11 protein-coding genes are annotated in these 12,789 nt (G+C 70.1%); 8 read left to right on the top strand and 3 right to left on the bottom strand.

Annotation, left to right across the window (positions count from 1 at the left end):
* Positions 1–28: 28 nt before the first annotated feature.
* Positions 29–1,201, top strand: coding sequence for a lipid-transfer protein (locus tag ACTOQ1_RS20380; RefSeq protein ID WP_440069279.1), 1,173 nt, complete (start codon positions 29–31; stop codon positions 1,199–1,201).
* A gap of 188 nt (positions 1,202–1,389) precedes the next feature.
* Here ACTOQ1_RS20380 and ACTOQ1_RS20375 read toward each other — a convergent pair whose 3' ends face one another.
* On the bottom strand, positions 1,390–2,478 hold the full coding sequence (locus ACTOQ1_RS20375; RefSeq protein ID WP_440069277.1) for a glycoside hydrolase family 19 protein: 1,089 nt from the start codon (positions 2,476–2,478) through the stop codon (positions 1,390–1,392).
* 480 nt (positions 2,479–2,958) lie between these two features.
* On the opposite strand from ACTOQ1_RS20375, the gene ACTOQ1_RS20370 reads away from it, so the two are divergent.
* Positions 2,959–3,942 (top strand): helix-turn-helix domain-containing protein, encoded by a 984-nt coding sequence (locus tag ACTOQ1_RS20370; RefSeq protein WP_440069275.1) that lies wholly within the window; start codon positions 2,959–2,961, stop codon positions 3,940–3,942.
* Between the two features lie 64 nt (positions 3,943–4,006).
* Here the strand turns inward: ACTOQ1_RS20370 and ACTOQ1_RS20365 are convergent, their stop codons facing one another.
* Positions 4,007–6,157: a hypothetical protein gene (locus tag ACTOQ1_RS20365; protein WP_440069273.1), complete on the bottom strand. Its 2,151-nt coding sequence runs from the start codon at positions 6,155–6,157 to the stop codon at positions 4,007–4,009.
* Between the two features lie 87 nt (positions 6,158–6,244).
* Positions 6,245–7,552: an RNA-guided endonuclease IscB gene (gene iscB, locus ACTOQ1_RS20360; protein ID WP_440069272.1), complete on the bottom strand. Its 1,308-nt coding sequence runs from the start codon at positions 7,550–7,552 to the stop codon at positions 6,245–6,247.
* A 650-nt stretch (positions 7,553–8,202) separates the two neighbouring features.
* Between iscB and ACTOQ1_RS20355 the strand changes: the two genes are divergently transcribed.
* The 6 genes from ACTOQ1_RS20355 to ACTOQ1_RS20330 all read left to right on the top strand — a co-directional run bounded on the left by ACTOQ1_RS20355 (position 8,203) and on the right by ACTOQ1_RS20330 (position 12,774).
* Entirely contained in the window at positions 8,203–9,411 is a 1,209-nt protein-coding gene (locus ACTOQ1_RS20355) for an ABC transporter ATP-binding protein (protein WP_440069270.1), read from the top strand.
* Positions 9,404–10,066 (top strand): ABC transporter permease, encoded by a 663-nt coding sequence (locus ACTOQ1_RS20350; RefSeq protein ID WP_440069268.1) that lies wholly within the window; start codon positions 9,404–9,406, stop codon positions 10,064–10,066. The genes ACTOQ1_RS20355 and ACTOQ1_RS20350 overlap by 8 nt, the downstream gene beginning before the upstream one ends.
* Positions 10,067–10,308: 242 nt before the next feature.
* Complete coding sequence (locus ACTOQ1_RS20345) at positions 10,309–10,980, top strand: ABC transporter permease (RefSeq protein ID WP_440069267.1); 672 nt, start codon at positions 10,309–10,311, stop codon at positions 10,978–10,980.
* A 35-nt stretch (positions 10,981–11,015) separates the two neighbouring features.
* Entirely contained in the window at positions 11,016–11,939 is a 924-nt protein-coding gene (locus ACTOQ1_RS20340) for a glycine betaine ABC transporter substrate-binding protein (RefSeq protein WP_440069265.1), read from the top strand.
* Positions 11,940–12,151: 212 nt separating this feature from the next.
* Entirely contained in the window at positions 12,152–12,442 is a 291-nt protein-coding gene (locus ACTOQ1_RS20335; protein ID WP_440069264.1) for a type II toxin-antitoxin system RelE/ParE family toxin, read from the top strand.
* Positions 12,439–12,774 (top strand): helix-turn-helix domain-containing protein, encoded by a 336-nt coding sequence (locus ACTOQ1_RS20330; protein WP_440069262.1) that lies wholly within the window; start codon positions 12,439–12,441, stop codon positions 12,772–12,774. Before ACTOQ1_RS20335 ends, ACTOQ1_RS20330 begins: the two co-directional genes overlap by 4 nt.
* Positions 12,775–12,789: the final 15 nt, after the last annotated feature.

The following is a 12,789-nucleotide window of genomic DNA, read 5'->3' as shown; positions in this document are numbered from 1 at the left end:
GCGGCAACACAGAAAGGCCCCCACCACCGTGGTCTCCTTCTCCGGGAGCACGGCCGTCGCCGGGATCGGCGCGACCGAGTTCTCCAAGCAGTCGGGCAGGTCCGAGCTCCAGCTGGCGGCCGAGGCGGTGTTCGCGGCGCTCGACGACGCGGGTCTCGCGCCCTCGGACGTGGACGGCCTCGTCACCTACACCCAGGACGCCAACCAGGAGATCGCCGTGGCCCGCGAGGTGGGCATCGGCGACCTGTCGTTCTTCTCCCGCGTCCACTACGGCGGCGGCGCGGCGTGCGGGACCGTGCTGCACGCGGCGATGGCCGTCGCCACCGGGGTCGCCGAGACCGTGGTCTGCTACCGGGCGTTCAACGAGCGCTCGGGGAACAGGTTCGGCCAGCCCGACGCCCGCATCGGCGGCGAGCCCTCGTCCCAGGGCCTGGAGATGAGCTGGCACGTGCCGTACGGGCTGATGACCCCCGCCGCCTGGGTCGCCATGTTCGCCCGGCGCTACATGCACGCGTACGGGGCCACCTCCGAGGACTTCGGCCGGGTGGCGGTCGCGATGCGCAGGCACGCCTCCACCAACCCGGCCGCGTGGTTCCACGGTCGCCCGATCACCCTGGAGGAGCACCAGGCGTCCAAGTGGATCGTGGAGCCGCTGCACCTGCTCGACTGCTGCCAGGAGAGCGACGGCGCGGTGGCGCTGGTGGTCACCTCCGCCGAGCGGGCCAGGAACCTGCGCAGGTCACCCGCCGTGATCACCGCCGCCGCCCAGGGATCGGGCGCCGACCAGATGATGATGACCAGCTACTACCGCGACGACATGACCGGCCTGCCGGAGATGGGGGTGGTCGGCCGCCAGCTCTGGAAGCAGTCGGGGCTCGGACCCTCGGACGTGCAGACGGCCATCCTGTACGACCACTTCACCCCGTTCGTCCTCACCCAGCTGGAGGAGCTGGGCTTCTGCGGGCGCGGCGAGGCCCGCGACTACGTGGCCGGGGGCGGCATCGAGATCGACGGCCGTCTCCCGGTCAACCCGCACGGCGGCCAGCTGGGGGAGGCCTACATCCACGGCATGAACGGCATCGCCGAGGCCGTCAGGCAGATCAGGGGCACCTCGGCCAACCAGGTGGCCGGGGTGCGGAACGTGCTGGTCACCGCCGGCACGGGTGTGCCGACCAGCGGGCTGGTCCTGTCGTCGGAGTGACCCGGTGCCCCGCGGGACGGTCCGGGGCCGTGCGGCCGGCGCGAAGGCGTCCAGGTGGGGTCGCCGTGTGAGCCGCCGCCTCATGGGTTCGCGCGTCCCGCGGGGACGGTCCGCGGGGCCGCGCGCCCGGGGTGGAGGCCGGGCGCGCGGCGGCCGTCGGATGACCGACCGTCCGGTCGTCCGGTGGCTCAGCAGCTCAGGTTGCCGCCGGGGGTGGTGCCGAGTATCTGCGTGAAGCGCTGGTAGGCGTTGATCCGGCTCTGCACCTGCGCGGGGTTCCTGCCGTTGCACTCCAGGCTGCCGTTGATGCTGCGGATCGTCTCGCCGAAGCCACGGCTGTTGACCATCGCGTTGTGCGGCGTCATGGTGCCGGGGCCGTTCTGGGTGTTCCAGTACCACAGGGCGGTCTTCCAGGCCACCGCGGCGTCGTTCTGGACCAGGTACGGGTTGCCGAGCAGGTTGATGTCGAGCGCGTCGCCCGCAGCCTTGTAGTTGAAGTTCCAGCTCAGCTGGATCGGACCGCGCCCGTAGTAGGCCGCCTGGCCCGCGGGGCAGCCGTACGGCTGGCTCGTGTCGCAGTAGTGCGGGTAGTTCGCGGTGTTCTGCTCCACGATGTGGACCAGGCCGCCGGTCTCGTGGTTGACGTTGGCGAGGAAGGCGGCCGCCTCCTGCCTCCTGACGGTGTCACTGCCGGTCTTCGCGAAGCCCGGGTAGGCGCTCAGCGCCGCGGTCAGGCCGCTGTAGGTGTAGAACGAGTTCCGGCTCGGGAACATCTGGTTGAACTGGGCCTCGCTCACGACGAAGCCCGAGGTGGGCGGGTTCGTGGGGGGAGGCGTCGTGCCGCCACAGGTGTACGGCTCCCAGTACCAGGTGCTGATCACCGGGTCGTAGCCGGGGTTCTCGTTCTTGGCGCGGTAGAACTGGCCGTTGGTGTACTTGACGATGCTCCCGGCGGGATACCAGGTGCCCGCCGCCCAGTTCGGGTGGCTGCAGTTGCCCGGGGGAGGCGTCGTGCCGCCGCCGCACGCGCCCTGGTCCGCCCACACGTCGGCGGTGCCGGGGGTCTCGTTCTGGGTCCACCACTTCGCCGACCAGTTGCGGCCGTTGTGGGAGGCGGTCATGCCGTTGGTGTAGACCGCCGAGGAGTTCCACGGGGTCACGCAGGCCGCCGCGGCGGCGGAGGACGCTGAGGACGCTGAGGCCGTCGGCAGGGCTACCGCGAGCACGCCCGTGACCGCCAGGGCGGCGAGGGCGGCCATGATGCGCTGTCTCAACACTTGATCACTCCTTCGTGCGGTGGGGGCCGCAGAGGTTCGGGATTCTGTGCGACCGGGGCGCGAGTGGCTCGCGCGAGAGGCTTGCAAACCCAGTCAGGACGAGTAAGGACGGCGGGCTTCGCATTACCGGTTCCGTTGCGGGTGCCGGACGGTGTGAGACGTCCGGGTGGCCGGACCTGCGGGTGACGACGGATCGTGTCATCGGGGTTCGCGCAGCTCTTGGTCGGTTCGAACGGTTTCCCGGGAGCCACAAAGGCTCCCGCCTTAACTTTCTCTTAAGAAAGTTTCCTAAGAGTTGCCGTGATACTAGCCTTGACAGATCGTTGTCACAACCCCGATCGCCCGCGATTTCCGTCGTCGCGGGCGGGTGCGTTCCACGCCCGATATGACCTGCGCCCGGTTAATTCACAATGGCGGTATAAGTCCGGTTAGACGGTGAATGTAACTTTCGCTGGCGTTTCGGATGTCATCATGTGCGTCATGTTGGAATCCCTCGGACTCGATCCCGTGGAGGAGCGCGTCTACCGGTTCCTGGTCACCATCGCGGAGGCGGAGGTCGCCGACCTCGTGGGGAACCTGGGCATCGACGCCGAGACGGCCGAGACGGTGCTGGTGTCCATGCGGGTCAGAGGGCTGGTCAGGACGGTCGGTCCCGGCAGGCGGCGGTTCACGGCCGTGGCGCCGGACATCGTGCTGGGTTCACAGCTCCTCCGTCACCAGCAGGCGCTCGACTGGGCGCGGCGTGAGGTGGACCGGCTCTCGGAGGAGTACCGGGACGGTGCCCGCCGCCGCGACGCCGGCCGGCTGGTCGAGGTCCTGCCGAACCGCGTCGTGCTCCGGGAGTACCTCGACCACCTGCAGGAGGACGCCCGCCACGAGGTCCTCTGCCTTCGGCAGGGCCGCGCGGTCGTGCCGCCCGCGGAGGAGAACCTCGCCGAGCCGGACGCGCTGCGCCGCGGGGTCGAGTATCGGGTGATCTACGAGGGGCCCCTGCTGGAGGAGCAGGGCATGCCGGCCAACGTGGCGTACGCGGTCAAACTGGGCGAGCAGGCCAGGGTCGCGCCCTGCCTGCCGGTGTGGCTGACGGTCGTCGACCGGGAGGTCGCCGTGATCCCGGTGGCGCGGGAGGAGGGAACCTCGGAACCGACGGCGGCGCTGGTCCGTGGCGACCAGCTGCTGGAGGCGCTGATCGCCCTCTTCGAGGGCTGCTGGGAGCGGGCGACGCCGTTGCGGATCGCCGAGGACGGTGCCCTCACCGAGGGGACGACGCCCTGCCCGCTCGGTTCCGACGACCTCTCCCTGGTCTCGTTGCTGGTCGCGGGCGTACCGGACAAGTCGATCGCCACCCGGCTGGGCGTCAGTCAGCGGACCGTGCAGCGGCGCGTCTCGAACATCATGGAACTCACCGGCGCCCAGACCCGCATGCAGCTGGCCTGGCGCGCCGCCACCGAACGCTGGCTCTGAGCACCCGGCCACACCGGCGCGGCCGGGCGGGAGTACGGAAAGGCCCTGGGGATTCCGGGAGGGCCTACGGGGTGGACATCATCGGTACCGCGAAGAAGACGATCATGGCGATCGTCACCGCGATGACGAAGCCGATCAGCTCCCAGGCCCAGTCGTGGTGGGTCGCGTTCTTCATCGCCTTGTGGCTGCGCGGCTCCCGCTTGCGGGATGCCGCCCGGCTGTAGGGGGAGAGCACCGTACCGGTCTCCCCGAGCCCCGGGTGCGGCGCGGACGGTTCGGAGACCGGAGGCGTCGGGGGGACCGGGGGGATCGCCGCGAACCCGTTTCCCGGCATGGTCGCCGCGTCGTCCAGCGGCGCGTCGTACGGCGTCAGGGTGTGGTTCGGCGGGGCGGTCCGGTCGGGGACGTCGCCGGGCTGGTCCTCGCGCATGACCCAGCGGGGCAGGCGCAACTGGGCGCGACCGGCGGGGGTGCGGAGGTGGTCGGTCCGGGGGGACCAGACGGGAAGGGCGGTCGGGTCCTCCCGAGTCTGGGCGCCGGAGGGAGCGGGCGGGGCCTCACCGGTCTGGGCGCCGGAGGGAGCGGCATCCGCGAACCAGTCGACGGAGGGGGGCCGGACGGGGCCGGCGGCCCGGTGGGCCGAGGTGGGGAACGGGGGCTCGGCGTGCTCCACCGGCGACACCCCGGGGGACGCGGGGGCGTCCGTCCGCGCGGTCCAGACGGGGAGCGAGAGCCGGGGGCGGTCGCCGGCGGGGGACGCGTGCCGCCCCGCTTCCCTGGAGGGCGCGGGAGCGGGAGCGGGCCGGTGGCGCTCGCGGTCGGCGAGGGCGTCGAGCTGGTCGGTCTGCAGGGGCCAGCCGGGAAGGGGACGCGCGTCGTCCAGCACGTCGCCGAGGCCGTCGTCCAGCACGTCGCCGGGGTGCCCGGGGTTGCCGAGGGGCGGGACGACAGTGAGCGGGGTGCGGGGGGTCTCGGCGGCGGGAACAGGGCTCTGCGGCGTCTCCACGGCCTGCGTCCCGGTGTGGCCGGCGGCCGGGCTACCGAAGTGGTCCGCGGCCGGTGTCCCGGTGTGGCCGGCGGCCGGGGTCCCGACGTGGTCGGCGAGCGGCGTCTCGATGTGGTCCGCGGCCGGCGTCTCGGTGTGGCCGGCGGGCGGGGCCTCGGTGCGGGGGGCGGCGGCGACGAGCCTGTCGGTGCGGACGCGGGCCGCCCGTGCCTCCGGGGTGAGCGGGCGGAAGAAGTCTTCCCGCCCGGGGGAGTCGTCCAGCACGTCCCCGGGGATCGGGGCCGTCAGCGGTGCCGCCCGGCGCGGCCGGGGGCGCTGGAGGCGGCGGCGTGGCCGCAGGGCCGCGGTGTCCAGGGCGGTGAGCACCGAGTCGCCGAGCCTGGGCATCGGCTCCGTGGTCGCCTCGTGGGTGGAGACGGCGTCGGGATCCCGCGGTGCGAAGGGATCGGGGAAGCGGTCCTCCGCCATGTGGTCCGGCAGGTCCGGCACGGGGAAGGCCGAGGCGCCGATCGGCGGACCGGTCGGGACGCCGGTCTCCGCGAGCGGCAGCGGCCACGCGGGCGTCGTCGGCCACAGCTGCCTGACCAGCGGGGACATCGACCGCCTGGCGACCGGAACGGCGGGTGGTGCATGGGGCCCGAGCACGGCGGCGCGAAGTCCCGCCGGGGGAGTGGCCCAGGGGGCGAGGTTGAGCACGTCGCGGACCGGGGCGACGGCGAGGGCGCCGAACACCTCCGTCATGTTCTCGGGGACCTTGACCGAGGCCAGGGCGTAGCCCAGCGACTGGGCGAAGCGGCGGCAGGCGCTCACCGTCAGCTCGTCGGCGGTGTCGACGGCCACGTCGAGCACCCAGGACAGCTCGGAGGCGTCCATCTCGCACACGCCCGACAGGTACAGCACCTCACGCTGGTGCGTGCGCAGGTCGCCCAGGACGCGCTCGACGAGGGCCGCGGCCGGGTCAAGACCGATGGCGGGGGGCGAGTAGACGATGTCGCGCAGGAAGATCTCGCGGCGGGCGAGCGCGTACAGCGCGGCGCGCGGCGGTTCGGCGTCCGAGACGCCAGAGAGGACGGCCACCAGGACGTCGGAGGCCGAGTCCGCGTTGCCCAGCTGGTCGTGGGAGTAGGCGAACAGCCCTGCTGCGTGGCGGTCATAGAGCCCGGCGATGAGTTCGACGCGCGAGCGTTGACCGAGGAGCGGTTGGGTCACCAGGTTCTCCCGAGGACGCCTCGGTCTTCAGGCCGGGAAGGAATCGGGAGCGGGAGGGCCGCCAAGGCCCGAGCGTGCCCTGACCGGTCAGTCATCTCGATCAGATTCTTTCTGCGTCGTGTAGCCGTAGCCGTCCGCGCGTTGAAGATGACGGACATGGCGGTGGTTGATCCCGGCGACGCGACCATGCCGGGTGGTGATGTCGAACTTCCCGCAGGAGCGGACCAGGACCCGTCCCACGTGGACCCCGGCTTTCTTGCCTGTCGTGACATGTGCGCGGACCAGGTCGCCGGTTTGGAAGCCGTGGTGCAGTTTGATCCGTGGTCGGACAAGACGGGGGAATCCGTATCGGTCTGAAGTGGTGCGGGCGTAGGCGCCTCGACCGGTTGCCTTGACCACAAGGACCCTGGAGGGCCATGCGGTAACGCTCTCCAGCTCACCGACGTGCAGCGCGTCAAGGGTGTGCGACTTCGGCGCGCCGGTGCGCGACCGGTTCCACTTCGTGCGACCGCCCGAGCCGGTGGACACCGGCAGACCGGTCGCTTTCAGCGCCCGCCACAGCGCCCATCGGGTGGCGTTGACCGCAGCCGCGTCCCGCAACGGGGCTTTCGCCTGCTTGAGGATCTTCGCGAGGAGGGCGGGTTTCCCCTTCAGGAACTCTTCGATCAAGGTGGCGTTCTTGGTCTGATTGCAGCCGATGCAGGCCAAGGTGAGGTTGCTGATCCGGTCCGAACCGCCCCGGGAACGCGGGTGGATGTGGTCGATGTTCACCGGCACGTCCTGCGTGCCGCAGTAGGCGCACGTGCGCCCCCACTTGGCGAGCAGATACTCACGAACCTCGTATCCGGCGAGGGTACCCTGCTGGTATTGCACTTCTTCGAGCGGCCGTCCGGCCGACATGGTGTGGGTGTCGAACGCCGCTTTCTCCACATGGACGGCGGTGACGGGTGCCCAGTGGGTGAGCCGACTCACCCACGACATGGTGGTGTCGAGGCGGTGTCGCAAGGACGGCGCGAGCCACCCCTTGGGCCTGGTGCGGTTGGAGAACCGGGGAGCGCGGTGGCGCAGGTTCCGGGAACGGCGGCCCCGGCGCAACGCAGCCCGCGAGGCGAGCTTGTCGCGGATCGCTCCGCCTCGATGGTCGAGCTGGAGTGCGTACCTGCCGGCACGGCTCCCGTCGCGCTCGGTGAACACGGCGACGCCGGTGTGCTTGGAGCCGGGATCGACGCCGACCGCGACGCCGGGAACCGTGGACTCGTCCCGGACGCGGTCCTTCAGTCGGATGACGAACGGGGTGTGGCGGTGAACCACCGCCCGGCCTGAACGCAGGAGTTTCCGCGCGCCGGCCGGACTCGTGGGCTGTAACGGGTGGCCGTGCTTGTCGAGGACGAACACGACCGGGTGGGCTTGACTGCCCGCTCCCTCCCCGGCCGAAGCCGGGCCGGGGTGACGCCGAACGGTCCGGGTGCCGGTCCGTTCGATCTCCCCTCGCCCATGTTGAACACCAGGTACCGCCTCGCGACGGTGTCGGTGAGCCGTTTCGTCCCGACCCTGCGGGGTGTCTGCTCCCACGGATTCCAGAGCAGCGAACTGAGGAAGCATTCGCTGGTGGGTCTGCTGTCTTGCGTTCAACGTAGCCATCACAATGCACCTCCTTGAGCTGATGGCTGGGGCTGGTCAACGTGGGGCTATCGGCGCGCGGTGTGGCACCTCAAGCCCCGGCCTTCAGACCGGGGTCGTTGACTGGACCGGTTCCTCTGGTGGTTCGGCGAGCGTGGTGGAGAGTCGGGGCGGCTGTGAGGCCTGTGACGTACGGTGCCAGAGGGATCGACTCCAGCGATGTGGGTAATCATGTCAAGTCATGGGCACCTCCCGCACTACTCAATGCCCTTTTGTTGAGAAATACACTTGTGGATCTGCTTCGGAGCCGGTTCGGGAAAGCCTGGAAGACAGATCGGAGAAGTGGGGCATAGGCTGACTCGTGCGGGATCATGGGGACGGTTGGGGCAGGGGGGCCGTAACCCTGCGAAAACAAGAGGTTGCGCATGATCACATTCAACGGTGTCACCAAGCGCTACGCCGACGGGACCGTCGCCGTGGACGATCTAAGCCTCGAAGTGCCGACCGGGGAGATAACCGTCTTCGTCGGCCCCTCGGGATGCGGTAAGACGACGTCCCTCCGCATGATCAACAGAATGATCGACGCCTCGGAGGGCCAGATCCTCCTGGACGGCGTCGACGTCAAGACCATCGACCCGCCGACACTGCGCAGGGGCATCGGCTACGTCATCCAGCAGGCGGGACTCTTCCCGCACCGCAAGATCGTCGACAACGTGGCGACGGTGCCCCTGCTGCTCGGCTGGGACAGGAAGAAGGCGCGCGACCGGGCGATGGAGCTGCTCGAACGGGTCGGGCTCGACCCCAAGATGGCCGGCCGCTATCCCTTCCAGCTCTCCGGCGGGCAGCAGCAGCGCGTCGGCGTGGCCCGCGCGCTCGCCGCGGACCCGCCCGTGCTGCTGATGGACGAGCCGTTCAGCGCGGTCGACCCGATCGTCCGTACGAGCCTGCAGGAGGAGCTCCTGCGGCTCCAGGCCGAGCTGAACAAGACCATCGTGTTCGTCACCCACGACATCGACGAGGCCGTCAAGCTCGGCGACCGGGTGGCCGTGCTCCGCGTCGGGGGCCACCTGGCCCAGCTCGACGACCCCGCGACGTTGCTGGCCCGGCCCGCCGACGACTTCGTCCGCGAGTTCCTGGGCCGCGACCGGGGCATCAGGCGGCTGTCGTTCGTCTCGGACGAGGGGGTGCGGCTCCGCGCCGACCTGCTCGCGCCCGCCTCCACCGACGCCGTCGCGGCGCGCGCCACCGGAGAGCCGTGGCTGGCCGTGACGGACGAGGACGGCCGGCCGCTGGGCTGGGCCGCCGTCAAGGACCTGCCCGAGCCGGGCACCCTCGCCGACGCGGAGCTCGCGCCGTACGGGACCTTCGTCAGCGGGCGCGACTCGCTGCGCGCGGCGCTGGACGCGACACTGCTGTCCCCCTCGGGCCACGCCGTCGCGGTGGACGGGTCGGGCAGGGCCGTGGGCGTCGCCACCCGCGAGTCGCTGGACGAGGCGCTGACCAGGGTCGCGGGAGACGTCGGCGGACCGGCGCGGGGCGCCGACGGCCCGACGGGAGGTGTCGGCGGCCCCGCCGGGGGCAGCGGCGGTCCCTCGGGAGGCGCCGGCGCGGCCACGGGAGGTGTCGATGGATGAGGAACCGCTGGTCCGCTGGGACTGGATCGGGCGCAACTGGCCCACGATCCAGGGCCTGCTCGAGGACCACATCGTGATGGCGCTGGTGCCGATCCTGGTCGGGCTGATCATCGCGCTCCCGCTCGGGCTGGCCGGGGTGCGGTGGCGCTGGCTCTACCAGCCGACCGTCGGCGTCATGAACGTGATCTACTCGCTGCCCTCGCTGGCCGTCTTCATCGTGCTCATCCCGATCACCGGTCTCGCCACGCGGACGACCGTGATGGTCCCGCTCACCTTCTACGCCATGGCGGTGCTGATCCCCGCGGTCGTCGACGGGTTGAGCTCGGTCCCCGACCACGTGCGGCAGTCCGCGGTGGCGATGGGCTTCACGCCGCTGCGCAGGCTGCTCCAGGTCGAGCTGCCGATCGCGGTACCGGTCGTGCTGGCCGGGCTCAGGGTGGCCACGGTCGCCAGCGTCAGCCTGGTCAGCGTCGGCGCGCTGGTCGGCAGGGGCGGGCTCGGCTACCTGTTCATCGACGGCTGGCAGCGGCAGTTCTACACCCCGATCGTCGTCGGCATCGTGCTGGTCGTGGTGCTCGCGGGGGTCGCCGACCTGTTGCTGATCCTGGCGCAACGCCTGCTCACCCCGTGGTCGCGGGCAAGGGGGTCCGCGTGAACCGGCTGATCGGGCCTGGCGTGGTCCGCGTGAACCGGCTGATCGGGTCCCTGACCGTTCGCGTGGACCGGCTGAGCGGGGCGCGGGCAGAGGAGGCCGTGTGAACTGGCTGATCGGGTCCCTGACCGTTCGCGTGGACCGGCTGAGCGGGGCGCGGGCAGAGGAGGCCGTGTGAACTGGCTGATCGGGTCCCTGACCGTTCGCGTGGACCGGCTGAGCGGGGCGCGGGCAGAGGAGGCCGTGTGAACTGGCTGATCGACTTCTTCGGCGACCCGGCCAACTGGTCGGGACCCGACGGGATTCCCAACCGGCTGCTCGAACACCTGGAGTTCGCCGGGCTCTCGCTGCTGCTCGCCATGCTGATCGCGCTCCCGCTGGGGCTGCTGATCGGTCACACCGGCAGGGGCGCGATGCTCGTCATCCTCACCGCCAACGCGGCCCGCGCCCTGCCGACGCTCGGCCTGCTGGTCCTCATCGTCCTGTTCATGGGCGTCGGCACCATCCTGCCGGTGCTCATCCCGCTGGTGGCGCTGGCCGTGCCGCCCATCCTGGTCAACACCTACGAGGGCATCCGAGGGGTCGATCCCGACCTGCGCGACGCCGCGTACGGCATGGGACTGAAGGGCGGGCAGGTCCTCGGCCGGGTGCTGGTGCCGGTCGCGCTGCCGCTGATCCTGCTGGGCCTGCGCCTGGCCGCGATCCAGGTGGTGGCGACCGCGACCGTGGCCGCCTACGTGGGCCTGGGCGGCCTCGGCCGCTTCATCATCGACGGTCTCGCGACCAAGAACTTCCCGAGCACGATCGGCGGGGCGGTCCTCGTAGCACTGCTGGCGCTTCTCGTCCAGCTCGGGTTCACCCTGGTGCAGCGCGTAACGGTCTCCCCGGGGGTGAGCGAGCGCCAGGTCATCAGATAGTTTTCCTACCCCCCGTTCTGGAAGGGAACAGCACCATGAAACGCCTGATCAGCACCGCGGCGGTCCTCCTGTCCGCGGCGCTCACACTTACCGCGTGCGGCGGCGGAGATCCGCTCACCAGCGCCTCCCCGGCTCCGGCCGGGTCGGGGTCCGCCTCCGCGCCGGCGGCCGGGGGAAAGGTCGTCATCGGGTCGGCCAACTTCCCGGAGAACGTCCTGCTCGGCGAGATCTACTCCCAGGCCCTGGCGGCCAAGGGCGTGCAGGTCGAGGAGAAGTTCAACATCGGCAGCCGCGAGGTCCTGTACGACCAGATCAAGAGCGGTGGCCTGACCATCCTGCCGGAGTACATCGGCTCCCTGCTCGCCTTCGTCGACAACACGACCACGGCGAAGTCGAAGGACGACGTCGTCGCCGGTCTCAAGGAGAAGCTCCCCGCCGAGCTGGAGGTCCTCACCCCCGCCGCGGCCGAGGACAACAACTCGCTGACCGTCACCAAGGAGACCGCCACCAAGGACGGCCTCACCACGATCGAGGACCTGGTCAAGGTCGCCAAGAACTACTCGGTGGGCGGCCCGCCGGAGTTCCAGACCCGCCAGGAGAAGAACTTCAAGGACACCTACGGCCTGGAGTTCAAGGAGTGGAAGAAGACCGGCGACGCCACCGCCGACGCCATCAAGGACGGCACCGTCCAGGTCGGCAACGTCTTCACCACCGACCCGAAGATCATCGTCAATGACCTGGTCTCCCTCCAGGACAACAAGAGCGCCTTCGCGGCCGAGAACATCGCGCCTCTGGTCAACAAGGCCGGCGTGAACGACACCGTGAAGACGACCCTCGACGCGGTCTCCGCCAAGCTCGACACCGCCGGTCTGGTCGCGCTGATGAAGCGCGTCGCGGTCGACAAGGACGACGCCGAGATGGTCGCCAAGGACTGGCTGACGCAGAACGGCCTGCTCTAACGGTTCGTTCAGCCGATCTTGTACGAGACCGCCCGGTCTCGTACAAGATCGGCTGTCGGTCCTGGAAGCGAATGCCGTCTGAGTGAGCATCTCATCACCCATCGTCAAGGTGAAGGATTTGCTACACTTCCGTGTGTGGATGAGTGGGAGATCCGGGTCACCGGCGAGATTCGCGACTGGATCCGCTGGACGTAGGTTCCCGGCTCCAGGTCGTGGACGCCATCGACAGACTGGCAGAGGCAGGTCCCTCATTGGGGCGTCCTCTTTTCGACAAGCTCGAAGGCTCGCGGATCCACAATCTGAAGGAGCTCCGTCCGGGTTCTGCCGGACGCTCCGAAATCCGGATCCTGTTCGTCTTCGATCCGTGGCGTTCGGCCATCCTGCTGATCGGCGGCGACAAGTCCGGCGAGTGGTCGGGCTGGTGCCGACGGGCTGTTCCCCGGGCGGAAGAGCTGTATGAGGAGTATCTGAAAGAACGCGAGGCGGAGGAGAAGGACCGATGACGAACTTTCCCAAGTGGAGCGACATCCGTGCGGACATCGTCGCGGACTCCGGCGGGGAGAAGGCCGTGGACGAAGCGCGGCGCCGCAACCAGGCTTACATCGACGGCCACCGGCTGGCGGAACGACGCAAGGCACAGAACCTGTCCCAGACGGACGTGGCCGAATACATGGGCGTGACCAAGAGCCGGGTTTCGCAGATCGAGCGTGGCGAAGTGTCCACCGTCGAAGTCATCGCTCGATACGTTCAGGCGCTCGGCGGACAGCTCCAGATCTCGGCGGTCTTCGGTGACGACCTCTACATTCTGCGTGGCACCGACACTCACGTCGCGTAACCCGCTCGCCGCCGC

It is taken from the genome of Streptosporangium sp. OZ121 (genome assembly GCF_051918885.1).
Taxonomy (GTDB): domain Bacteria; phylum Actinomycetota; class Actinomycetes; order Streptosporangiales; family Streptosporangiaceae; genus Streptosporangium.
This window is presented reverse-complemented; position numbering and strand designations above follow the sequence as displayed.